Raw genomic sequence first — 24,436 nt, 5'->3', positions numbered from 1 at the left:
ACTGCCTGAGGTCCAGCGCCTTCTGGGGTTTGGCGTAGATCCACTGGTAGAGGCACTCGTGGCTTATCCGCATGCGCGGGTCGTCGGGCCATTCGATTTTGAGCCGTCCCTCGATCAGCTCCGGCGTCCATCCCTTGCGCAGCGCGTCCATCACCCAGGAGAGCAGCGGGTCGTACGCCATGCGCAGGGGCTTGCGCGACCTGCGGGCGCGGGTCTCGGCCTTGCGCTGCGCGGTCAGGGCCGAGTAGAACGGGCGCGCGGTCCATGCGCCCGTCTTCAGGCGTTTCGGCCTGTACGGACGGTAGGAGTCGTTCTCGTTGGACGCGANCCACAGGCCGCGCCTCAGCTCGCGGCTGACCGTGGACTTGTCCCGGCCGATCCTCAGGGCGATCTGGCGCACGCCGAGCCCCTCTCGGTTCCTCAGTTCGTCGATCCGGACTCGTTCCTCGGCCGACAGGTGGGAATACACTTTCGTCATGGGCGCAGCACTTTCTCTTCGGTTGTGGACTTGAACACTTCCAACCTTAGACAGGTGTTGCGCTTCTATTTAGAACCCGGGGGCTCCTCCATCCTCTACCACCTGTGCAAGGGTCTGGGCGGCGTGTCCCTGACCGAGCTCATCTTCAAGATCCTCCAGATCCCGCTGCAGTCGCTGACCGATACCTGGGCCGGCGCCATCATTATCATCGTGCTCATGTCCCTGCTGTTCTGGTGCGGCATCCATGGCGCCAACGTCGTCTCCGGCGTGGTCACCCCGCTGCTGCTCGCCAACACCCTGAGCAACCAGAAGCTCTTCGATGCCGGCGTCACCCCCTACACCAAGGCCAACGGGTTCCACTACCTGACCCCGCAGATGATCGACTGCTTCTGCAAGTACTCCGGCGTCGGTCTGACGGTCGGCCTGCTGATCGCGGCCCTGCTCTTCGCCAAGTCCGAGCAGATGCGCACGGTCTCCAAGCTCTCCATCGTGCCGGGCATCTTCGGCATCAACGAACCTGTCATCTTCGGCCTGCCCATCGTGTTCAACCCGATCATGCTCATCCCGTTCGTCCTGACGCCTCTGGTCGCCATGATCATCATGTACGGCGCGGTATCCATCGGCTTCCTCGCTCCGTTCGGTGCCGTTCAGGTGCCGTGGACCACCCCGCCGATCATCTCCGGCTTCATCCTGGGTGGCTGGAAGGCCGTTCTGCTGCAGATCATCATCGGTGTGATCGCCGTCTTCATCTACATGCCGTTCGTGAAGATGCAGGACAAGGTCTGCCTCGAGCAGGAGCAGGCCAACGCCGAGGGCGCTGCCGAAAAGTAACAGACGTGCCGGTGGTGATGGCGGGCTTTGCCTATTCCTTTCCCGCCGTAACGACCGGCCCCGATACGTGGGATTGCGACGTCTCCGACATCGATTTCGGAGACGTCGCAAACCCCGATTGACGAATCCATAACTGAATATCAGAAAAGCAATCCCCGGACGTGCGACGTTCGGGAACCCAACCACATCGACGTGGCGCCGCAGTGATGCGGGCCCGTCAGACCAAGGAGAACATCATGAAGATCGTACTGTGCTGCAGCGATGGCATGTCCACCAGCATTCTGGTCAAGAAGATGCAGGACGCGGCCGCCGAGCGCGGCATGGACGCCGACATCTCCGCCATGCCCGTCTCCACCCTCGAAACCAACGCCCAGGATGCCGACGTCATCCTGCTCGGACCGCAGGTGCGCTACATGCTCAAGGACGTCAAGAAGGAATTCCCCGCCAAGCCGGTGGAGGTCATCGCCCCGCAGGACTACGGCATGGCCCGTGGCAGCAACGTGCTGGACTTCGCCCTCAAGCTCGCCGGCAAGTGACGGAAGCGAGACGATCACGATGACACAGGAGAACGCCATGGATATGGAAACCACTTGCTTCCAGCTCATCACCGCCGCCGGCAGCGCGAAGTCCGACTACCTCGAGGCCATCAACACGGCCAAGGAAGGTGATTTCGACGGCGCCCAGAAGCTCATCGACTCGGGCGACGCCAGCTACCGCGAAGGACACACGGTGCATTCCAAGCTCGTTCAGTAGGAGGCGGCCGGCAACTCGGTTCCGGTCGGTCTGCTGCTCATCCACGTCGAGGACCAGATGATGGCCGCCGAGGTCTTCCGAGCCATGGCCGTGGAAATGATCGGTCTCTACAAGAAGATCGCCGATCAGGCCAAGTAACCAGTCGTGTCCCTGCCTCTGCCGCATGCAGCGGGCTGTGAAGGCAGGGACATGTTCATCTCGGAAGACGGAGAACGAACGATATGAAGTTTCCTGATGGATTCCTATGGGGCGGCGCGGTGGCGGCCCACCAGCTGGAAGGCGCGTGGAATGAGGATGGGCGAGGCCCGAGCATCTGCGACGTGCTGACCGGTGGCGCACATGGCGTACCCCGTGAGATTACCGCCGATGGCGTGGAAGAGGGCAAGAACTACCCGAACCAGCGCGGCATCAACTATTACCACACGTTCCGCAGGGACGACGCCCTGTTCCAGGAGATGGGCTTCAAGTGCTTCCGCACCTCCATCTCATGGTCGCGCATCTTCCCCAACGGCGACGACGAAGAGCCGAACGAGGCGGGTCTGCAGTTCTACGAGAAGCTGTTCGAGGACTACCATGCCAAGGGCATGGAGCCGGTCGTCACGCTGTCGCATTTCGAGATGCCGCTGAATCTGGCCAAACAGGGTGGCTTCGCCAACCGCAAGGCCGTCGACTGCTTCGTGCGCTTCGCCACCACGGTCATGGAACGGTACAAGGATCTCGTCAAATACTGGCTGACCTTCAACGAGGTCAACAACCAGATGGAAATGCACACCGAGATCTTCCCATACACCAATTCGGGTATCATCCCCGATCCGAATGACACCCCGCATGAGGTGGAGCAGAAGGTCTGGCAGGCCATCCACAACGAGTTCGTGGCCAGCGCGCTGACGGTGCGCAAGGGACACGAGATCAACCCGGACTTCCGGATCGGCTGCATGATCGCCATGGTGCCGATCTATCCGGCCACCTGCAACCCCGACGATGTGATGCACGCCGAAGTCCTCATGCGCGACCGCTACCTGTTCGGCGACGTGTACGTGAACGGCGAATACCCGCGCTACCTGCTCAACCGCTGGAAGCGCGAAGGCTTCACCATCAAGCGCGAGCCGGGCGATGACGAGATCATCAAGGCCGGCACGGTCGATTTCATCTCGATCAGCTACTACATGTCCGCGGCGGTCGAAGCGGACAAGGTGGATGAGTGGGACGGTCACGGCCTGCCCGGTCAGGTCAAGAACCCGTTCATCGCGGCCACCGATTGGGGCTGGCAGATCGATCCGGTGGGTCTGCGCTACGTGCTGTGCTCGCTGTACGAACGCTACCGTAAGCCGATCTTCGTGGTGGAGAACGGCATCGGCATGTATGAGACGCCCGACGCCGACGGCTACGTGGCCGACGACGCCCGCATCTCCTACCTGCGCTCGCATATCGAGCAGGTGGGCAAGGCCATTGCGCTTGATGGCGTGGAGGTCATGGGCTACACCGTGTGGGGCTGCATCGATGTGATCTCCTTCGGCACCGGCGAGATGAAGAAACGCTACGGCATGATCTACGTGGACGCCGACGATTACGGCAAGGGCAGTTACCTGCGCAGCCGTAAGAAGTCGTTCGAATGGTATCGCCAGGTCATCGCCAGCAACGGCGAGACGCTGTAAATATCACGCGCGGGGCGGGACGGATATGTTTCGCCCCGCTTACGTGCTTTTGCCGAGGTGCTTTAGGAAGGGAGGGCTGATGTCACCGATGTTGCGCCGGCTGATTCTGCTGGACATCGACGGCACGCTGGTCGGTCGGACTCATCATATTCCGGCGGATGCGGCGCAGGCGGTGAAAGCGGCCCGAGCCAAGGGGCATCTGGTGATGATCTGCACCGGTCGTGCGAGCTCGGAGATCGAAGGACACATCCTGGGCGTTGGATTCGATGGTCTCATCGCCGTGTCCGGCGCCTATATCGAGGTGGATGGCATGCTGTGCGGCGAACGGTTCATCAAGCCGGACGTCGTGACTCGCGCCACCGCCGTATTCGACAGGTTGGGCGTGGACTATCTGTGGCAGTCGTCCAAGGGCATGTGGGCCACTCCCGGCTATCTGAAACGACTGATGGTGTTCGCCAGATTCAGCGAGTCGGAGGAGGAACTGTCTCGTTGGCACGACATCGACGGCAGTCGGAAGGAGGCCGACGAGCTCGGCTGGGATATTGGTGAATTGGTGCCCGCCAGCAAGGGCACGTTCCTGGCGTCGGACGACGACGACCTTTCCGTGGACGATGTTCGCCGTGCGCTCGGCGACGATCTGGTGACGATCAACGGATCGATGGGCGCGTTCGCGAAGGTCAACGGCGAGGTGATGATCCCCGGCGTGACCAAGGGGTCGGCGCTACGCGAAGTCGCCGCACTGATGGACATTCCGATGGGCGATACCGTGGCCATCGGCGACAGCGACAACGATCTGCCCATGCTGGAGGCGGCCGGCACCGCCGTGGCCATGGGCAACGGCACGGATTCCGTCAAGTGCGTCGCCGATTTCACCACCGACGACGTTGATGATGGCGGTATCCGAAAGGCTTTCGAACGGCTTCACCTGATCTGACGGGTGGATTCACGGACGACGAGACGCGAAGGGAGGAAGACATGGGACGGGCAGTCACGATTCGCGGCCATCAGCCGCATCGCCTCGGTGGCGATCTGCCGAATAGGCGGTTGCTGGGACGTCAGCTGCGGCATGGCGGCCACGGCGAGTGGGGCGTCGCCATGGCTGACGATGCGCACGTCCTGCGGGATGCGCAGTCCCAGCGTATGCAGTGCGTACATCGCACCCAAGGCGATGGCGTCGTTGGTGCAGATCAGCGCCTCCGGACGCTGTCGGAATCCGTCGGCGTCTTCGGTGGTTGTGGTGATGTCGTTCGCTTCGTCATCGAACAGTCTCATGGCGTGATCGAATCCGATGCGCATGGCCGGGGTGCCGGTCATCGTGGACCTGGCTTTGCCACGATCGACGATGTTCCATTCTGGTCGTGTGAATATGCCGAAATCGCTGGTCTGCGCGGTGAACGCGGCGCTCAGGGCGCCTGCGTCGAAGGCGCCTCCTCCGTTGGTCAGATACGCTCCGGCACGATGGCCGTCGTCGATGAAGGCGGCCGACCGCGCGCCGGAATCGGCGAGATGACGCAGCGTCGCGGTCATGGAGGCCGCGCTGTCCACGCCGATCATCGAGGTGCAGAACAGTCGCTGGGCGCCGCCGATCTGCACGATGGGGATGCGCTGGGCATGCCGTTCCAGTACTTCGGCAAGGTCGAGGCTGGGCGTGGCCGCAATGATCAGTCCGTCCACCTGCCGTGCCGCCATTGCGGTGATCTGCCATTCCATCGATTCCGCCGTGGAACCGATGCCGAGCAGCAGCTGCGTCGATTTCGCACACAGCAGAGGGTCGAGTTCATTGATGATTCCGGCGACGAACGGATCTCCGGCATCGGGCGTGATCAGGCCGACGGCGTTTGCCGCGTCGGAGCGCAGCGCTCTGGCCGCATGGTTCACCTCGTAGTGGAGCTGTTGCGCGGCCTCACGGACGCGACGGTCGATGTCGTCATCCTTGACGCGCTTGCCGGACAATACGCGGGACACCGTGGCGGAGGAGACTCCGGCCAAGGCGGCCACATTGGCGATGGAGGGGATAGATGATGAAGATGCCGTTGATGCTTTCCTGGCCATACGTCCTTCCCGGTGATTGTCATGTCCCGATGGATGCGCGGATATTGGATGCACGGATGCCGAATTCGTTCGCAGAACAGAATACGACCGCCCGAATACTTCAGGCGGTCGTGAATGGTCATCGGATGACTGGAGTCGGATTATTCGGCCTCCAGCAGCGTTTCGACGAGGGAATCGGCCACGGTCTCGGCGTTGTCGCCTTCGACTTCGAGCACCACCGTGTCGCCCTGCTGGATGCCCAGTCCCATGACGGACAGGATGGAGCCGGCCGGGGCCGGGGTGCCGCCCTCCTTGGCGATGGTGACGGTGCAGCCGGACGCCGTGACGGCCTGAACGAACTGCGCGGCCGGACGGGCGTGGATGCCAACCGGATCATTGATGACTGCTGTGCGGGTAACCATGATGACGCTCCTTCGTTAGATTCATGGGGAATTGCGGTGGATAATCACCGCTCGTCGATGATTATAGCCCACCCTCAGACTAAATTCAGAAAACGATTACCCTTGGTCTGTCGTGGAAAATAAGATATAAATTAATTTTTTTCAGAAAAGCTTTCCGACGGCGGTTCATCCGTTTGCCGGCGTTCGTGGCGACGAGAGATTCGTGGCGACGAATGGTACAAACCAACAACGAAAAAAGGAGAATCCTCATGGAAATCACAGGTGTTGGCATCGGCCGCGGCGTCGCGGTCGGACCCGTCATCCGCATGGCCGCCGCATTGCCGGAGCCTGCGGATACCCCGCGTTCCGAAAGCGTGCCCGCCGAAGTCGAAATCAAGCGTGCCGCCGGTGCTTTGGCCGTGGTGAACGCCGATCTGCGCAAGCGCGCGGAGGAAGCCGCCAACGGCGATGAAGGCGCCAAGAAGGCGGCCCCGATCCTGCAGGCCATCTCCATGTTCGCCTCCGACCCGTCGCTGGCGCAGAACATCGCCAACCTCATCACCGGCGGCAAGACCGCCGAGCGAGCCGTGCTCGAAGGCTTCGCCGCCGTCGAGGCCATGTTCAAGGCCCTCGGCGGATATCAGGCCGAGCGTGCGGCCGATCTGCACGACGTCGGTCAGCGCGTGATCGCCGATCTGATGGGTGTGCCCGCTCCCGGCGTGCCGTACAGCGAAACCCCATTCGTGCTCGTGGCCGAGGATCTTTCCCCCGCGGACACCGCCACGCTTGACCTGAGCAAGACCCTCGCCATCGTCACCTCGCAGGGCGGTCCCACCTCGCACACCGCCATTCTGGCCCGCGCCCGCGGCATCGTGGCCGTCGTCTCCGCTGCCGGCGCCGACGACCTCACCGATGGCGAATCCGTGATCGTCAATGCCGCCAACGGCACCATCACCACCAAGCCCACCGACGCGCAGATCGCCGCCGCCGAACAGGCCAAGGCCAAGGCCGCCAAGGCCAAGGAACTGCGCGGCAAGCCCGGCGCATTCAAGGACGGCGCCCACATCCCGCTGCTCGCCAACGTGGGCAAGCCCGCCGACGCCGAGCCCGCGCTCGAATACGGTGCCGAAGGCGTGGGCCTGTTCCGTACCGAATTCCTGTTCCTCGGCAACGCCGAGCCGCCGAGCGTGGAAGAGCAGACCGAAGCCTACGCCGAACTGCTCGGGCGCTTCCCCGGCAAGAAGGTCGTGATCCGACTGCTCGATGCCGGCGCCGACAAGCCGCTGCCGTTCCTCACCCCCGAAGACGAGCCCAACCCGGCGCTCGGCCTGCGTGGTCTGCGCACCCTGCGCGTGCACAAGGACGTTATCGAAGGCCAGCTCAAGGCCCTCGCCGCCGCCGATGCCAAGACCGAAGCCGACCTGTGGGTCATGGCTCCGATGGTCGCCGACGAACGCGAAGCCGCCTACTTCGTCAAGCTCGGCAAGAGCTTCGGACTCAAGAAGGTGGGCGTGATGGCCGAGGTGCCGTCCATCGCCCTGATGGCCGACAAGGTGGCTCAGGTGGCCGACTTCGTCTCCATCGGCACCAACGACCTGACCCAGTACACGCTTGCGGCCGACCGTACGCTCGGATCGGTCGCCAACTACCAGACCGCATGGCACCCGGCGGTGCTGCGGGCCATCAAGCTCATCGCCGACGCCGGCAACAAGTACGGCATGCCGGTCGGCGTATGCGGCGAGGCCGCCGCCGACCCCGATCTGGCCGTGGTGCTCGCCGGCCTCGGCGTCAACTCGCTGTCGATGACCCCCGTCGCCCTCGACGACGTCCGCGCCGAACTCGCCGAATGGACGCTCGAGGACGCGCGCGAGAAGGCCGACAAGGCCCTTGACGGCGATTTCTACCATCTCGACTGGGAGGACTGATCGGGTCACGGTGAGCAGTTGATCGAGCGGGCGATCGTCGGAAACGACCGATCGCCCGCTTTGGTTTGCTGCAATGACCGGATCATGGCGAATACGCGAAACGGTTCGTTCATCCGAATGCATGGTCGGGTGCTCTATGCTGGGTCTATGAAGATTTCAGCCGATTTCACCGTGATTCCCGATGTGTTCGCCAAGGCCGCCGATCCCGAGTACATCGCCGCCGGCGTTCCCGTCGTCTCCTTCCCCTTCTACGTCGACGACGTGAATCCCGAAGCCCGGTACCTGCACTGGACGTTCACCGACCCCGACTCCATCCCCGTCTGCGGATTCGAATGGATCCACTGGACGGTCGCCAATCTGCCGATCGACGCGCTGATGTACGACTTCAACGATTCCCACGCACTGCAGATTCCCCCGGACTTCTCCCGGCAGATGGTCGCCATGGTCCCCGAAGCATTGCAGGGCCGCACCTCGCAGGCCTCGCGGTTCGTCGGCGGCACCGATCCGGCCGCGACCATGCGATACAACGGACCGCAGCCGCCGGACAAGGACCACGACTACTACCTGCACGTCTACGCCACGAAGCACCCGCTGCCCGGACTGAACGGCGGATTCTGGATGAACGAACTCATCCACGCGCTGCGCAACGCCAACATGGCCGGAGACACGCCCGATCAGGACGCCATTTTCCTGACCGGCAAAGCCTGATCCCGGCACGGATATCCCAGCAATCATCTTCGAAGGAGAACATCAGCACATCATGTCCTGCACCACCATTCTGGTCGGCAAGAACGCCAGCTATGACGGATCCACCATCATCGCCCGCAACGAGGACTCCCAGCAGGGGGAATTCACCCCCAAGAGGTTCGTCGTCGTCAAACCGGAGGACCAGCCGCGCAAATACCGTTCGGTCATCAGTCACGTCGAGATCGACCTGCCCGACGATCCCATGCAGTACACCTCCGTACCCAACGCGAACCTCAGGGAAGGCATCTGGGGCGAGGCCGGCGTCAACGAAGCCAACGTGGCGATGAGCGCCACCGAAACCCTCACCACCAACGAGCGCGTGCTCGGCGCCGACCCGTTCGTCGAACTCGTCCCCGCCCGCGGCACCGAAGGCGAGCCCGGCTACGAGCCCGAAGTCCCCGGCGGCATCGGCGAAGAAGACCTCCTCACCATCGTGCTGCCCTACATCCACTCCGCCCGCGAAGGCGTGCAGCGCCTCGGCTCGCTGCTCGAACAGTACGGCACCTACGAGATGAACGGCATCGCCTTCAGCGACGTCAACGAGATCTGGTGGCTCGAAACCGTGGGAGGCCACCACTGGATCGCCAAGCGCGTGCCCGACGACGCCTACGTGACCATGCCGAATCAGCTCGGCATCGACGAATTCGATCTGGAAGACGCCCTCGGCGATCAGACGGACCATATGTGCTCCGCCGATCTCGACGAGTTCATCGAACGCAACCATCTCGACCTCGCCGTCGAAGACGTCAGCCCCTTCAACCCGCGTGACGCCTTCGGCTCCCACTCCGACCGAGACCACGTCTACAACACGCCGCGCGCATGGTTCATGCAGCGGTTCCTCAACCCGTACGACGAAGTGTGGGACGGCCTCGATGCCGCCCACCGTCCCGACAGCGACGACATTCCGTGGGCCCGTCAGCCCGAGCGCAAAATCACCATCGAAGACGTGAAATACGTCCTCAGCTCCCACTATCAGGGCACCCCGTACGATCCGTACGGCACGCTCGGCGACGAACACACGCGCGGCAGCCTGCGGCCCATCGGCATCAACCGCCAGAGCCAGCTCGCTGTCATGCAGATCCGCCCCTACCGTCCCGAATCCTGCCGGTCCATCCAGTGGATGGCCTACGGATCCAACCCGTTCAACACCCTCGTGCCGTTCTACGCGAACGTGAACGTCACCCCCGCATACCTCGCCGACACCACCGATCATGTGGACTCCGACAACTTCTACTGGGCCAACCGTCTCATCGCCGCGCTTGCCGACGCGAACTTCGCCGCCACCTCCTCGCTGATCGACCGGTATCAGGAGAAAACCGGCGGACTCGGCCATCGTATGATCGCCGCGGCCGACGAACAGGTGGTCCGCCTCGACGAGAATCCCGTCGATCTTGACGATTACGCCGATGCGGAGGAGGCCGCCGAGGAAGTGCGCGACGCCGACGCGATCATCGCGGCGACCCGCAACCCGGAGGTGAGGGACATCCTCGCCGCCGCCAACCAGACCATGGCCGATCAGCTCAAGAAGGAGACCGACGCGCTGCTGAACGACGTGCTGTACGTCGCCAGCATGAACATGCGCAACGATTTCCACCTTTCCGACAACTGATCGGTCCGGTGTTCCGGCCGGGGTGTTCCAGCGTTTCGGTCGGTTTGCTTGGGGCCAGTTCGTTCGGGGCGCGAGACGGATATGCCGTCCGACACACTCAAGGCCGTTCGGCCACGCGTCCGGCACGCCGGACACTGTCTTACGGTCGGACGGCATATCCGTCTCGCGTGGGTTGATCCCGGGTGGTCTTGGTTTTCGGTCGGGTGGTATATCCGTCTCTTCCGCGCGATCCCGGTCGGATTCCGGGTGATTTGGTCTGACTCGATCTGCCGTACCTGTTCCGGAACACCGGGCGGTAGGCTGGTGATGTCGGAGGGCTGCGGCTTTGCTTCGGTGGCGTGATTGATTCGGCCGACGTCGCCGACGCTTTGACCGCGAAAAACGACGGCGAAAGAATCGACAGCGAAAGAATAGGAGAATTATGGCTACTGTGGAGGATTTCACCAGCCAGTACGGTCTGGTGAGGAAAATCGACGCCTTCGGATATCTGGACTACCTGAAGAACAATCCGGATGCGCCTCGCAAGCACGGCAAAGTGGTGCTCGTCACCGCCGACACCCCGCTGAAGGCAAGCCGCGGCGAAGGCAAGACCACCACCACCATCGCGCTGATCGATGCGCTGCGCAAGCGCGGCATCGACGCCACCGCCGTGCTGCGCCAGCCGAGCATGGGCATCACCGCGGCCGGATCCAAGGGCGGCGCCTCCGGCGGCGGCAAGGCCTCCCTCACCCATCCCGAGCTGATCGACTGGGGCCTGTGCGGTGAAATGGGCGCGATCGAAGCCGCCCAGAACCTGCTGGTCTCCTTCGCCGAGAAGGCCATCGACGACGGCAAACTCGACACCGTGCTCGTGCCGCGCGTCTCCGAAGTGCCGTCGCGCTCGCTGCGCTCCGTCGCCGTGGACTACGGCAAGGGCGACGTGCCCGAGAAGATGGTGCTCACCCCCACCTGCGAGCTCATGCAGATCGTGGTGCTCTCCCGCTCCATGGACGAGATCGGCGAGCGGGTGTCCGCGATGATCGCCGGTACCCTCGATGGCAAGCCGGTGACCTTCGGCGAGTTCATCGATCTGTGGCGCATCACCAACATTCTGGCCGACGCCGTCAAGCCTGCCCTCACCGAGACCTCCAAGGGCACGCCCGTGTACGTGCACGGCGGCCCGTTCGCCAACGTGTCCATCGGCATTCCGACGCTGGTCAGCGTGGAGCTGGCCTGCGCACTGCATGACGTGGTGGTGGTCGAGGCCGGTTACGGCGCCGACGCCGGTGCCCAGAAGTGGCTTGACATCGCCTCGCGCGAATACGGCGCCCAGTGGCCCTCCGCCGCGCTGGTCGTGACCCGCGCCACCACCTGGCGCGACGATCCGGCCCGCCAGTGGCGCTACCCGTTCCATGTGAACCGTCTGGAGAAGCTGGGCATCCCCACCTTCCCGTTGGTCAACCTGTGGGACGGCGAGGACGATCAGATTCCGGCGCTGCGTGAGACCGCCGCCGAGCTGGGCTTCCGCGAGCCGATCATCGGCAACCTGTTCCGCGACGGCGGCGACGGTCTGACCGGTCAGATCGACGATTTCGTCACCGCGCTTGAAGCCGTTGGCGTGCCGTCCAATCCGGAGAGCCGCAAGGGAGAGGACATCGTCGACACCGTGCGTTGGATCGCGGCCAACGCCTATGGCGTGCCGGCCGAACGCGTGGTGTTCAAGCCGGGATTCGAGGAGTCGCTGAACGCCGCTCGTGAGCTGGTCGCCGGCGTGGGGCGTGATCTTAATGATTTCGCCGTGTGCGCGGTGAAGTCTCCCGCCACCATGACCGACGACGACGCCGCTGCCGCCGAGGAGCGCACCGTGACCCTGAAGAAGGTGGAGGTGCGCGCCGGTTCCGGCATCGCTCAGGTGAATCTGACCAAGTCGCTCACCACACCGATGCCGAAGATCGTCTGAGACGTCGGTTTGCTCCGGTTCGTTCGTTGGCTGGATGCTGTGACGGGCGAACCGGAACCCTTGAAAATCTTTGCGACACGCCGTGGCTTGCGCAAAAGATTGATATGAGTATAGTTATCTCTCGTTGCGGAGAACACCGCAGCGAGAAATTGCCCCTTTAGCTCAGTTGGTTAGAGCAGCGGACTCTTAATCCGCGTGTCCAGGGTTCGAGTCCCTGAGGGGGCACAGGGTAGGCCTCATCTTCGGATGAGGCCTTTTTCGTATTCCGGATCATGGACCAAATCGCGTGTCCGGCTTCCCCTTGAGGGGAAGCTGTCAGCGGAGCTGACTGATGAGGTGATGGAATCGGGGTTATGGACCCAATCGCGTGTCCGCGGGTTGCGGAATGCGGAATGTGCGGAATGCATCTTGCGACAATCCCGCAACGGCGGCGGGGTCGCACGGTAGACTAGTGCCCCAGTGCGGCGGCGGAATGCGGTCGCGGCGTGCGAACAGTCGAATAGTCATCGATTATCAACCGACGTCAATCGAGGAGTGATCGAACATGGTCAATGTAACGGTGCTGGGTTCCGGCGCTTGGGGCACCACATTCGGACAGGTCTGCGCCGATGCGGGCAATAGCGTGATGATGTGGGCCATCGAACCCGAAATCGTTGCCGACATTCGGGACAACCATCACAATTCCTACCGTCTTCCCAGCGTGGACAGGCTGCCCGAGAGCATCACCGCCACCGGCGATCGCGCCGAGGCCGTGAAGCATGCGGACATCGTGGTCGTGGCCATCGCCGCGCAGTTCGCCCGCGTGGCTTTGGAGGAGTTCCGTGGCCTGATTCCGGATCAGGCGCTGGTCGTGTCGCTGATGAAGGGCATCGAACGCGGTACGGGCAAGCGTATGGACGAAGTGGTGCGCGAGGCCCTGAATCTTCCCGAGAATCGTTTCGTCGCCATTTCCGGCCCGAACCTGAGCAAGGAGATCGCGGCCCGTGAGCCCAGCGCCACCGTGGTCGCCTCCGTGAACCCGTATGCGGCCGCGAAGGTGGCCAACGCCTGTTCGACCCACTACTTCCATCCCTTCACCTCCACCGACGTGATCGGCCTCGAACTATGCGGATCGCTGAAGAACGTGGTGGCGCTGGCCGTGGGCATGGCCCGTGGCGCCGGCTATGGAGAGAACACCGCCGCCATGATCGAAACCCGTGGTCTGGCCGAGCTCACCACGCTGGGCAAGGCATGCGGCGCCGACCCGAAGACCTTCTCCGGTCTCGCCGGCGTGGGCGATCTCATCGCCACCTGCGGCTCCCCGCTGTCCCGCAACTACACCTTCGGCTCGAACCTCGGCAAGGGCATGAGCGTGGAGGAGGCCACCAAGGCCAGCGACGGCGTGGCCGAAGGCGTGCCCACCACCGCCACCGTGGTGGCCTTGGGCGACAGGCTCGGCGTGCCCACGCCGCTCGCCGCCGCGATGAGCCATGTGCTCAGTGACGGCATCTCCTGCGAGCAGATGCTTTCCGAACTGTTCGGCACCGAAATCACCAACGAGTAGCGAAACCGCCTACGGCAAACACCGACGAGCAGGACGCGAGAATCGCGTTCCGGCGAACGGATACGCCGACTGCCGCTTGACTACCGCTTGACGCCTTGGCGGGGTACTCTTGCTAACGAAATCGTGAACGGACCGGAGGATTGTTGATTATGACCAAGAAGCGCATTGTGGTGTTGTACGGCGGCAGGGCGGACGAGCATCCGATCTCCTGCATCTCCGCCGCGAGCGTGCTCAACGCCATCGACACCGAACGGTTCGAGCCGATTCCCGTGGGCATCACCAAGGATGGCCAGTGGATCGTCAACGGCGAGGACCCGCGCGGCTGGAGCCTCGACAACGGCGATATGCCCGAAGTGAAGGTCACCAAGGACTCCCTGCCGGTGATGCTCGACGTGGCGTTGGGCAAGGACGGCTTCTTCATTGGCGAGCACAGCGAACTGCGCGCGACGAACAACGGCAGCGCCGGCTTCGGCACGGGCTTCGTGAGCATGAACGACAGTGGTCACCATAGTGTGATCACCCCGCTCGGCCATGTGGATGCCGTGTTCCCCGTGCTGCATGGTCCCTATGGCGAGGACGGCACCGTGCAGGGTCTGCTTGAGATGATGGACGTGCCCTACGTCGGTTGCGGTGTGTTCGCTTCGGCCGCATGCATGGACAAGCACTACACCAAGGTGCTGCTCGCCGCCGCCGGCATTCCCGTGGCCCCCGGTATCACGCTGGACGCCCGCGAATTCAACGCGGCCGACGAATTCGCCTCCAACGGCGCCGACATCTTGGCCCGGGTGCAGGACGCCGGACTGCGGTACCCGCTGTTCGTCAAGCCCTCCCGTGCCGGCTCCAGCTTCGGCGTGACCAAAGTGGAGCATGAGAGCGACGCAGCCGAACTGGCCGCCGCCGTGTTCGAGGCATCCAAGCATGATTGGCGAGTGCTGGTGGAACAGGGCATCGACGGTCGTGAAGTCGAGTGCGCGGTGCTCGCCGCCAAGCCCGGCGACAAGCCGCGCGTGAGCTGGCCGGGTGAAATCGTGCTCGATCGCCGCAGTGAGGGCGACGACCAGTTCTACGATTTCAACAGCAAGTACACCGACGCCCAGGCCTCGCACGTCGAAGTGCCCGCCAACCTGCCCAAGGAGACGCTGGAGCGGGTGCGCGAGATCGCCGCGAAGGGATTCACCGCCGTGGATGGCGCCGGACTGAGCCGCGTCGACACGTTCGTCACGCCGACCGGCGAGATCATGATCAACGAGATCAACACCATGCCCGGCTTCACGTCGATCTCCATGTATCCGAAGGCCTGGGACGCCACCGGACTGCCCTACACCGATCTGATCACCGAACTGATCGAGGGCATCCTGCGATAGTTCCCGGCATATACCCCGCTTTTACGGCGAAAAACCGAGTTGTGAGGCTTTGTTGTCCGATCGGCATGGGTGCCGCACTGGAAACAAGCCGATTTGGAGGCCTTCGAAGGTCTGAAATCGGCGCTTTCCCGGATCGAAGCCTCACAACTCGGCATTTTGTGAATTCACGGCGTCTGCTGACTACGATAAGGCAGTGAGGCGGTGATTCCGATGACGTTCACTGATCGTATTCGTCCGGCCGCAGTGGCCGGCGGCTTCTATCCCGACGACGAGCCGACGCTGCGGCGCATGATCGCCGAACAACTCGACTACGCCCGTACGCTGCTCACCGACGACGTATTGGCCCGGCTGCCGCAGGGTGCGCCCAAGGCCGTGATCGTGCCGCACGCCGGATACATATATTCCGGCACCACGGCCGCGCTCGCCTATGCGTTGCTGGAGCGAGGCCGCGGTACGATCCGACGGGCGGTGATCGTGGGGCCCACCCACCGGGTGCCCGTGCACGGCGTGGCGATGAGCCAGGCCACGGCGTTCCGCACCCCGCTCGGCACGGTGCCGATCGACGTGGCTGCGGAGACCCGTGCGCTGGAACAGGTGCCGGCGCTGATGGTGAACGATCCGACCCACGCCCGCGAACATGCCGTGGAAGTGCAGATCCCGTTCCTGCAGACCGTGCTCGGCGACGATCTTGAGATCATTCCGCTCAACGCCGGCGACGCCACGCCGCGCGAGGTGGGCGATGTGCTGCGAGCCCTGTGGGGCGGGCCGGAAACGGTGATCGTGATCAGCTCCGATCTTTCGCATTACCATCCCAACGCCTACGCGCGCATGCTGGACGACGAAACCATCGTGCGCATCGCCGCGCATGATCTGCCGATTCACCCGAACCGTGCATGCGGGGCGTACCCGGTCAATGGACTGCTCGACGTATGCCGTACCGGAGGGTCGGCGGGGGAGACCTATGATCTGCGGTTCCTCGGATGCAGTACGTCCGGCGACGACGGGGTGGTGGCGCTCGCCGATCGTCTGACCGACGCCGGCTGCGGAATCGATGGTGAAGCGGACGGCAACGGCGAAAGCGGCGACGGGGCTGCGCACGCGACACGGCCTGCGATGGCCGCGCCCGATGAGCCGGTGGTCGGATACGCATCCTTTGCCATGTGGCAGAACGGATCCAATGATCATGAGGGCACTGCCGATCATGATGCTGTCGGGCAGACCGGCTCCGCCGATATTGCGGATGCCGCCGTTTCCGCTGATCGCGGGCGTATCCTGATCGCCGTGGCGAGATCGGCGATCCGGAACCGGCTCGGATTGCAGGACGACGACAACGACGCCGGCAATCTCGAAACGCTGACAAAGGTTCACCCGTGGCTGTCGGATCCGGGTGCGAGCTTCGTCACGCTGACCGAGAACGGTCGGCTGCGCGGCTGCATCGGCACCCTGCAGGCCCATCAGCCGCTGGGGCGTGACGTGGCCGAGCATGCGGTGGACGCGGCGATGCGCGATCCGCGGTTCATGCCGGTCACACCGTTGGAGTATCCGCTGTTGGAGGTGGAGGTTTCGGTGCTTTCCGAGCCGAGGCCGATGGCCGTGCGCAGTCGGGACGAGCTGGAACGGGCTCTGCGTCCCGGCGAGGACGGGTTGATCATCAGCGATGGTCTGCGTCACCGGGCCACGTTCCTGCCGCAGGTGTGGGACGAACTGCCCGAGCCGGCCGATTTCGTCGGGCATCTGCTCGCCAAGGCCGGTCTGCCTGCCGGATATGAATGGCATGACGGCGAAATCGCGTGTAGCCGGTACACGGTGACCGCCTATCGGGAGGCGGAACAGTCATGATCGAATCGGAGGATCGAAGTCCGGCCGCCGGTCGGACCGGTGAACTGGTTGACGATCGGGCTGTAGGCCGGTGGCAGACCGCACTTCCGGATGGCCGCGCCCGTTGCGACCTGTGTCCGCGCCGATGCGTGCTACGGCCGGGGCAGCGCGGATTCTGCTTCGTGCGCAGCAACCATGACGGGCGCATCGTCTCCGACACGTACGGCCGCAGTTCCGGATTCGCCATCGATCCGGTGGAGAAGAAACCGCTCAACCATTTCCATCCCGGTTCCGCGGTACTGAGCTTCGGCACGGCCGGATGCAACTCCGGATGCCGGTTCTGCCAGAACTGGGACATCGCCAAGGCCCGCAGCTTCGACCGCCTCGGCGTGCAGGCGAGTCCCGAGCGGATCGCCGACGTCGCGTACCAGCGAGGCGTGCGGTCGGTGGCGTTCACCTACAACGATCCGATCGTCTTCGCCGAGTATGCCATCGACACCGCCGAGGCGTGCCGTGCGCTGGGCATCCATCCGATCGCCGTCACCGCCGGATACATGAGCGCCGAGGCGCGTCCGGATTTCTATGACGCGATGGACGCGGCGAACATCGATCTCAAGGGATTCACCGAGGAGTTCTATCGACGGGTGACGGGCACGCATCTGGCCGATGTGCTCGACACGATCGGATTCACGGTGAACGAGGCCCGCAATCCGGCCGGCGAGCATGTATGGGTGGAGCTCACCACGCTGCTGATTCCCGGATGCAACGACGACGATGCGCAGCTGCACGCCGAATGCGGGTGGATCCGCGAGCATTGCGGGCCGGACGTGCCCCTGCATTTCAGCGCATTCCATCCCAGCTATCGGATGATGGACGTACCGCCCACCCCGCATGAGACGCTGACCCGTGCCCGCGGCATCGCGCTTGAGGAGGGGCTGCACTACGTCTATACCGGCAATGTGCATGACCGGGCGGGGGATACGACGTACTGTCCGAATCCCGACTGCCATGCGAAGCTGGTGGAACGCGACTGGTATCGGATTCTGGCCGACCGGGTGGAGCGTGTGTCGGGCGATGGGAGGATTCCCGGCAATGGCATGGGAGCTGGATCCCCTCATCCGTCCGGCTCGCGCCGGACACCTTCCCCCGGTGGGGGAAGGCAGAAGTGTGCCGGGCAGGAGTGGCCGTCGGACATGGCGGTTTCGCCTGGTGGGGGAAGGCAAAAGCTTGCGGGGGAGAAGCGGCCGGCCGATACCGGCGGCATGTGTCCGAATTGTCATGCGCCTGTTGCGGGGCGATGGTGAGCGCTACGGCGAACGTAGCGTGAATTCATTGATCGTTCAACTGCCTGACCTTCGCCGGTCACCGTAGTTCATGTTGTTTCCACTCTCGATTCAATTCGCCCGCATATCTTCTCCCGTGGAGATCGGGAACGATGACAGACGGACCCGGTCCGAAGGATGTCACTGCGTCTGGCTCATATCAACCGAACGAACGACGGCGTTTCTAGTCTGCCCGAAAAGTATGGCCGGAACGCCCACCAGCGGCCGGACGCAGTGCTATGCGAAAGGAATCCCCCGTGAAGAAGATGCGAAAGATCGTGGCCGCCGCTTCCGCCGCGCTGATCGCCGTCACCGCCCTCGCCGCCTGCGGTTCAGGCTCCGATGGCAGCTCCGACAGCAGCTCCGCCTCCGCCGGCAAGGCCGTCACCGTCAACGAGAAGTCCGCCAAGGCCACCTCCCTCTCCGACTTCGGCACCATGGCCGATCTGGAGAAGGCCGCCAAGGAGGAGGGCGCGCTCAACGTCATCGCCCTGCCCCATGACTGGTCGAACTACGGTGAGGTGATCGAAGGCTTCAAGAAGAAGTACCCGGAGATCAAGGTCACCGAGCTCAACCCGAACGCCTCCTCCAAGGAGGAGATCGACGCCGCCAAGACCAACAAGGGCACCGACGCCGCCCCCGACGTGTTCGACATCGGCCAGGCCGTGGCCTCCACCTCCACCGACAACTTCGCCTCCTACAAGGTTCAGGCCTGGGACAAGATTCCGGACACCGTGAAGAACAAGGACGGCAAGTACTACGCCGACTACACCGGCATCATGTCGATCGGCTGGAACAAGGACAAGTACGGCGAGATCAACTCCATCGAAGATCTGCTCGATCCGAAGTTCGCCGGCACCGTGGCCCTCAACGGCAAGCCCGCCGAGGCCGGCGCCGCCTTCAACGGCTACCTGATGATCAACCAGCTCGCCGGTGGCGACATCAACAACCTGAAGCCCGGCCTCGACTTCTTCAAGAAGCTCAAGGACGCCGGCAACCTCACCACCGTCGACGTGACCGACGGCACCATCGACTCCGGCCAGACCGGCGTGGTGATGGACTGGACCTACAACCAGGCCTCCTACCAGAAGAAGCTCAAGGACAAGGGCGTGAACTGGGAGTACAAGACCTTCCCGAAGGCCCAGGTGGTGAGCTACTACAACCAGGCCATCAACGTGAACGCCCCGCACCCGGCCGCCGCCCGCCTGTGGGAGGAGTACCTCTACACCGCCGACACCCAGAACCTGTGGTTCAAGGGTGGCGCCAACCCCGTGCTGCTCGACTCCATGAAGAAGGAAGGCACCGTCGACAAGGACACCCTGAAGAATGCCATCACCATCGAAGGCACCCCGGTGACCTACACCAACGACGATTCCACCCGCATCACCGAGTGGCTCCAGAACAACTGGGATTCCACCATCGGCAACTGATCCCGCCGATCGCTGAACGGGCTCCCGGCATCGGCCGCGCAAGCGGCCCCGGGAGCCGTTCCATATGATCGGCAACTCATCGACCCAACTAGATGAAAGCGCATTATTCATGACTGCTGCAATCGCCACGAGGGGCACGGCCGCAGGCCGCGAATCCTCCTCCACGCTTGCGAAGCATCGCCAGGAGCTGGGCACGTTCGCGGTCACCATCCCGTTCTTCGCCTACACGGCATGCTTCCTTCTCGCTCCCACCGTCATCGTGATCATCGGCGCATTCCAGACCCGCTCCGGTGGCTTCACGCTGATGAACTTCAACAAGCTGTTCGAACCGAACACGCTGTCCGCATTCGGCACGTCGATTCTCGTCTCCATCGCATCGTCGGTGATCGGCGCAGTGGTGGGCGGTCTCGCCTCCTATGCGCTGGTGATCGGCGCCAAGCCCAACGGCCTGTTGCGTCGTCTGGTCTCCGCCATCTCCTCCGTGCTCGCCCAGTTCGGTGGCGTGATGCTTGCCTTCGCGTTCATCGCCACCATCGGCATCAACGGCGTCGGCACCCTGCTGATCAAACAGTTCACCGGTGCGATCGTGAACCCGAACTGGCTGAGCTCCCTGCCCGGTCTGACCACCGTGTACTGCTACTTCCAGATCCCGCTGATGATCATCATCTTCCTGCCTGCGGTCGACTCCATTCGCCCGCAGTGGCGAGAGGCCTGCGAATCCCTCGGCGGCAACACCTTCCAGTACTGGACCCGCGTGGCGCTGCCGATTCTCACCCCCCGATTCATCTCCGCGTTCCTGCTGCTGTTCGCCTCCGCGTTCTCCGCATACGCCACCGCGGCCGCCCTGTTCTCCCAGCGTTCGATCCTCGTGCCGCTGATGATCCAGGGCGCCATGCGCAACGAGATGGACCCGAACCAGCAGGGCTTCGCCCAGGTGCTGGCGTTTGCAATGATCGTCGTCGTGGCCATCGTGATGCTGCTCAGCCACGCCGTGGAAAAGAGGGCCGGACGATGGCAGTGAATCAGACGAATACCGAGACCGCGGCCGAGATCAAGGCGGAGATCAATCATCCGCCGCAGCTGCGCGCCGCCCGAACCCGCAAGCAGAGCATCATCAAGTTCGTGATCCTGTTCTTCACGCTCGGATTCCTGTTCGTGCCGCTGCTGTCCATGCTGCTGTTCACGCTCCGCCACCCGCTGTCCGGCCGCTGGTCGGCCGCCCCGTGGCAGGCCATCTTCACCGGCAACGGCGAAGCGCTGGGCGCCGATCTCACCGTGCTGTGGCAGGGTCTGGGCACCTCGCTCGCCCTGTGCCTCGTCACCGTGGTGATCATGCTGCTGCTCATGGTGCCGACCATGGTGATCGTCCACATCCGTTCCAAGGCGCTCGAACGCGCCATCGAATGGGTCGCCACCCTGCCGCTCACCATCCCGGCCATCGTGCTCGTGGTGGGTCTGGGCCCGATCTACCGTTGGCTTTCCGCCGACGTGCTGAGCACCAATCCGATCTGGCTGTGCTTCGCCTACGTGATCCTCGTGATGCCGTTCGCGTTCCGCGCCATCGCCGTGGGCCTCAACTCCATCGACGTGAAAACCCTCGTGGAGGCCGCCCGATCCCTCGGCGCTTCCTGGCCGCGCGTGTTCTTCCGGGTCATCATCCCGAACCTGTGGCAGGCCATCCTCTCCTCCGCGTTCATCTCCATCGCCGTGGTGTTGGGCGAATACACCGTCGCCTCGCTGCTCGGCCGCATGAACCTGCAGGTCGCCCTCTATCAGCTCGGCCAGTCCAACTCCCAGATCTCCACCGCCATGTCACTGCTCGCGCTGCTCTTCGGCGTGGTGCTGCTCGTGGCGCTTGACCTCATCTCCGATGCCATGCGTAAATCCAAGGAAGGTAAGTAATGTCTCTCGCCGATCAGAAAGCGACCGTCGCCAAGGCGGCGGAATCGTTCAAGAACGAAAACCATGCTGACGGCAATCTCGTCACCGAAGCCGCCAAGGCCGTGCTCAAGGAGTCGCAGGAGCGTGGCGGCGGCGTGCAGATGCAGGACGTCGTTAAGATCTACCCCGGTTCGTCCGTCCGCGCGCTCGACGACTTCAACCTCGACATCAAGCCCGGCGAGATGGTGGTGCTGCTGGGCGGCTCCGGCTGCGGCAAGTCCACTGCGCTGCGCTCCCTCGCCGGCCTTGAGGACATTCAGGGCGGCCGCATTCTCGTCGGCGGCCAGGACGTCACCGGCGTGCCCGTCAACAAGCGTGACATGGCCATGGTGTTCCAGGCCTACTCGCTGTTCCCGCACATGACCGCCTTGCAGAACGTGGAGTTCGGTCTGGAGATCCGCGGCATGGGTGCGGCAGAGCGCCGCAAGCTCGCCATGGAGAAGCTTGAGCTGGTCGGGCTTTCCGATCAGGCGAAGAAGTACACGCAGCAGATGTCCGGCGGCCAGCAGCAGCGTGTGGCTCTGGCCCGCGCGCTGGCCGTGAACCCGCGCGTGCTGCTCCTCGACGAGCCGCTTTCGGCCCTCGACGCCAAGGTGCGCGTGCAGCTGCGTGACGAGATCCGTCGCATTCAGCTCGAAGCCGGCACCACCACCGTGTTCGTCACGCACGATCAGGAGGAGGCGCTCGCCGTGGCCGACCGCATCGGTGTGATGAACCACGGCCGGATCGAGCAGATCGCCGCCCCGCAGGATCTCTACCAGCGTCCGGCCACCGAATATGTGGCCTCCTTCATCGGATTGGCCAACCGCCTGCCCGGCACGGTGGAGGCTGGTTCCAACGAGGCGATGGTGTTCGGTCAGCGTGTGCCGCTGGTCGATGGTTCCGCCACCGCCGGAGAGGTGGATGTGCTCGCCCGCCCGGAGAACATGACCATCCGGCTTAACGACCAGTCCGGCGTGCTGGCCGGTTCGGGCGCTCAGGCCCGGGTCGCCGCCATCCATTTCCTCGGATCGCTGGTTCGCATCGACTCCGTGATCTCGGCCGGTGAGCTGACCCGGCACAGCGGCACCCAGCTTGAGGTGACCGTGCAGCTTCCGGTGCAGGAGGTTCCGGCCGGGCTGACGATCGGCGCGTCCGTGATCGTCGCGCCGCGTCCGGTGCCCGCGTTCGCGGCCTCCGCGCGGTAGACGCATCCCCGCGGTTCGGTAGTATCCGCACCTCTCAGGCGGCCGGCTTTTTGCCGGCCGCCTTTTTCCCTAAGGGAAGTTGCACTTAGGGGCAGTCCCGGACCGCATTCCGATTGTTGGACCGGAGCAATTCGGTCTCGATGGTCGGAGACGCGGTCCAAGGTGCGATTCAGTTCGTACGATCACCTCATCCGACTGGCTGTCGCCGGTCACCTTCCCCTCCGAGGGGAAGGCCATGATCTGGTTTCTCGGCTGACCGATGAGGTGCCGTGGGGGAAATGGCTGCGTCTGATTCTGCCGGATCGATGGATTAGGTTGCGTTTTGCGTGTATGTCGGCCTAATCCATCGAATCCGAAACGGGTGGAATCGCAAAACCGCATGATTGCAGGGATTCCGTGATCGCGAGAATCATGTTGTGATGGATTGGGCTGCAAATCGGGATTATTGCAGGCTGATCCATTGATCTGGTTCCTTGGCTTCCCCTTAGAGGGGAAGCTGTCAGCGGAGCTGACTGATGAGGTGCCGTGGGCGAAGCGAACCACCGGCATTTCGCCTACGCCCTGATCGCATCCTCCGCTTCGTTCGGCGGTACGGTCTGGACGATGAAGTCCCGTCCGGCCAGTGCTCGGGTCACGCGATCCTGTACGGTGGAGAACAGCACGCCGGGCTTGGCGAACACCAGAATTCGGCCGTCCACACCGTATGGGGTGAATCCGACGAACTTCACCAGCGGAGCATAGTCGGGCAGCATCAAATCCGCCGCGGCTTCGGTCACGGTGCTGATGATCTCCTCCGACACGGCCTGAGGGTCCAGATCCTCGCCCTTCGCGGTGAACGACACGGTGGTCAGCGCTTCGGCATCCAGCGAAAGTTTCTCCAGTGCGGTGGTATTGAGCACCGAGTTCGGCACCCACATCTCCACGCCCGTACGATCGACGATGATCGTATGCCGCCAGGTCACATCCTTCACCGTGCCGGTGATGCCCTGCAATGTCACCAGGTCACCCGGCTGCAGCACCTTGCTGACCATCAGGCCGAATCCGCCGATCACATTCGCGATCGTGTCCTTCAGGCCGAACGACACTGCGATGCCGCTGACGCCGAGCGCCGTGGCCAGTGTGGTCGGTTCGATGCCGAACACCGGTTTGAGCACGATGCCCGCGGCCATCACCCAGATCAGCACGCGCACGATGTTCACGAAAATCGAGGCGCTGGGAATATGCGACTTGTCCAACGCCACCCGCAGCGCCTTCGACACCGCCTTGTCGATCAGCGCGGCGGCGGCCACCACCACGACCAGCAGAATGATTCGTCCGGAATTGTCCTGCAGCCACTCCCATGGCTGCTCGATCAGTTGTCGCACCACGCCTCCCGTTCGGTTCGCTTTCAAAACGCTCCCATCGTACGCGGCGGTGATGCGCCGACTCCGGAAGAACGGTGAAAACCGACCGAATGATTGCA

20 protein-coding genes, 1 tRNA gene and 1 pseudogene are annotated in these 24,436 nt (G+C 63.5%); 18 read left to right on the top strand and 4 right to left on the bottom strand.

Annotated elements, in window-relative coordinates; all coding sequences use genetic code 11:
* On the bottom strand, positions 1-478 hold a 478-nt coding region (locus Uis1B_RS04115), incomplete at its 3' end, for a helix-turn-helix domain-containing protein (protein WP_133124833.1).
* Positions 479-508: 30 nt separating this feature from the next.
* Here Uis1B_RS04115 and Uis1B_RS04110 point away from each other — a divergent pair.
* From Uis1B_RS04110 to Uis1B_RS04090, 5 genes and pseudogenes are all read left to right on the top strand, one after another.
* On the top strand, positions 509-1,309 hold the full coding sequence (locus Uis1B_RS04110; protein WP_243390247.1) for a PTS sugar transporter subunit IIC: 801 nt from the start codon (positions 509-511) through the stop codon (positions 1,307-1,309).
* A 236-nt stretch (positions 1,310-1,545) separates the two neighbouring features.
* Positions 1,546-1,845, top strand: a complete 300-nt coding sequence (locus tag Uis1B_RS04105) for a PTS sugar transporter subunit IIB (RefSeq protein ID WP_101615828.1) — start codon at positions 1,546-1,548, stop codon at positions 1,843-1,845.
* A gap of 19 nt (positions 1,846-1,864) precedes the next feature.
* Positions 1,865-2,200: pseudogene (locus tag Uis1B_RS04100) on the top strand (PTS sugar transporter subunit IIA).
* Positions 2,201-2,283: 83 nt separating this feature from the next.
* Positions 2,284-3,717: a 6-phospho-beta-glucosidase gene (locus tag Uis1B_RS04095; protein WP_101615826.1), complete on the top strand. Its 1,434-nt coding sequence runs from the start codon at positions 2,284-2,286 to the stop codon at positions 3,715-3,717.
* A gap of 79 nt (positions 3,718-3,796) precedes the next feature.
* A complete protein-coding gene (locus Uis1B_RS04090) occupies positions 3,797-4,651 on the top strand; it encodes a Cof-type HAD-IIB family hydrolase (protein WP_165782721.1) in 855 nt (284 codons plus the stop codon).
* Here Uis1B_RS04090 and Uis1B_RS04085 read toward each other — a convergent pair.
* Together Uis1B_RS04085 and Uis1B_RS04080 are read right to left on the bottom strand one after the other, a co-directional pair.
* The gene (locus Uis1B_RS04085; protein ID WP_101615822.1) at positions 4,639-5,769 is read right to left on the bottom strand and encodes a LacI family DNA-binding transcriptional regulator; all 1,131 of its coding nucleotides are present in this window, start codon (positions 5,767-5,769) and stop codon (positions 4,639-4,641) included. The genes Uis1B_RS04090 and Uis1B_RS04085 overlap by 13 nt on opposite strands.
* 140 nt (positions 5,770-5,909) lie before the next feature.
* The gene (locus Uis1B_RS04080; RefSeq protein WP_101615820.1) at positions 5,910-6,170 is read right to left on the bottom strand and encodes an HPr family phosphocarrier protein; all 261 of its coding nucleotides are present in this window, start codon (positions 6,168-6,170) and stop codon (positions 5,910-5,912) included.
* Positions 6,171-6,418: 248 nt separating this feature from the next.
* Between Uis1B_RS04080 and ptsP the strand changes: the two genes are divergently transcribed.
* The 13 genes from ptsP (at position 6,419) to Uis1B_RS04015 (ending at position 22,974) form a co-directional block, all read left to right on the top strand.
* Positions 6,419-8,074: a phosphoenolpyruvate--protein phosphotransferase gene (ptsP, locus tag Uis1B_RS04075; protein WP_101615818.1), complete on the top strand. Its 1,656-nt coding sequence runs from the start codon at positions 6,419-6,421 to the stop codon at positions 8,072-8,074.
* Between the two features lie 147 nt (positions 8,075-8,221).
* Positions 8,222-8,782, top strand: a complete 561-nt coding sequence (locus Uis1B_RS04070) for a YbhB/YbcL family Raf kinase inhibitor-like protein (protein ID WP_101615816.1) — start codon at positions 8,222-8,224, stop codon at positions 8,780-8,782.
* 52 nt (positions 8,783-8,834) lie between these two features.
* Positions 8,835-10,430: a C69 family dipeptidase gene (locus Uis1B_RS04065; protein ID WP_101615813.1), complete on the top strand. Its 1,596-nt coding sequence runs from the start codon at positions 8,835-8,837 to the stop codon at positions 10,428-10,430.
* 421 nt (positions 10,431-10,851) lie between these two features.
* Positions 10,852-12,369: a formate--tetrahydrofolate ligase gene (locus Uis1B_RS04060; RefSeq protein WP_101615811.1), complete on the top strand. Its 1,518-nt coding sequence runs from the start codon at positions 10,852-10,854 to the stop codon at positions 12,367-12,369.
* 151 nt (positions 12,370-12,520) lie between these two features.
* A tRNA-Lys gene (locus Uis1B_RS04055) sits at positions 12,521-12,594 on the top strand.
* 319 nt (positions 12,595-12,913) lie between these two features.
* Positions 12,914-13,912: an NAD(P)H-dependent glycerol-3-phosphate dehydrogenase gene (locus tag Uis1B_RS04050; RefSeq protein WP_101615809.1), complete on the top strand. Its 999-nt coding sequence runs from the start codon at positions 12,914-12,916 to the stop codon at positions 13,910-13,912.
* A gap of 149 nt (positions 13,913-14,061) precedes the next feature.
* Positions 14,062-15,276, top strand: a complete 1,215-nt coding sequence (locus Uis1B_RS04045) for a D-alanine--D-alanine ligase family protein (RefSeq protein WP_101615807.1) — start codon at positions 14,062-14,064, stop codon at positions 15,274-15,276.
* A 210-nt stretch (positions 15,277-15,486) separates the two neighbouring features.
* A complete protein-coding gene (gene amrB, locus Uis1B_RS04040; RefSeq protein WP_101615852.1) occupies positions 15,487-17,115 on the top strand; it encodes an AmmeMemoRadiSam system protein B in 1,629 nt (542 codons plus the stop codon).
* A complete protein-coding gene (gene amrS, locus Uis1B_RS04035) occupies positions 17,112-18,398 on the top strand; it encodes an AmmeMemoRadiSam system radical SAM enzyme (protein WP_101615806.1) in 1,287 nt (428 codons plus the stop codon). The genes amrB and amrS overlap by 4 nt, the downstream gene beginning before the upstream one ends.
* 284 nt (positions 18,399-18,682) lie before the next feature.
* Complete coding sequence (locus Uis1B_RS04030) at positions 18,683-19,846, top strand: ABC transporter substrate-binding protein (protein WP_423734859.1); 1,164 nt, start codon at positions 18,683-18,685, stop codon at positions 19,844-19,846.
* 109 nt (positions 19,847-19,955) lie between these two features.
* A complete protein-coding gene (locus Uis1B_RS04025) occupies positions 19,956-20,867 on the top strand; it encodes an ABC transporter permease (protein ID WP_101615803.1) in 912 nt (303 codons plus the stop codon).
* Positions 20,858-21,748: an ABC transporter permease gene (locus Uis1B_RS04020; RefSeq protein WP_101615801.1), complete on the top strand. Its 891-nt coding sequence runs from the start codon at positions 20,858-20,860 to the stop codon at positions 21,746-21,748. Before Uis1B_RS04025 ends, Uis1B_RS04020 begins: the two co-directional genes overlap by 10 nt.
* Positions 21,748-22,974 (top strand): ABC transporter ATP-binding protein, encoded by a 1,227-nt coding sequence (locus Uis1B_RS04015; RefSeq protein WP_101615798.1) that lies wholly within the window; start codon positions 21,748-21,750, stop codon positions 22,972-22,974. The genes Uis1B_RS04020 and Uis1B_RS04015 overlap by 1 nt, the downstream gene beginning before the upstream one ends.
* A 554-nt stretch (positions 22,975-23,528) precedes the next feature.
* Here the strand turns inward: Uis1B_RS04015 and Uis1B_RS04010 are convergent.
* The gene (locus tag Uis1B_RS04010) at positions 23,529-24,338 is read right to left on the bottom strand and encodes a mechanosensitive ion channel family protein (RefSeq protein WP_243390250.1); all 810 of its coding nucleotides are present in this window, start codon (positions 24,336-24,338) and stop codon (positions 23,529-23,531) included.
* Positions 24,339-24,436 lie beyond the last annotated feature (98 nt).

It is taken from the genome of Bifidobacterium margollesii (genome assembly GCF_002860355.1).
GTDB classification, from domain to species: Bacteria; Actinomycetota; Actinomycetes; order Actinomycetales; family Bifidobacteriaceae; genus Galliscardovia; species Galliscardovia margollesii.
Note: the sequence above shows the minus strand (reverse complement) of the source record. Positions and strands in the feature narration are given on the sequence as shown.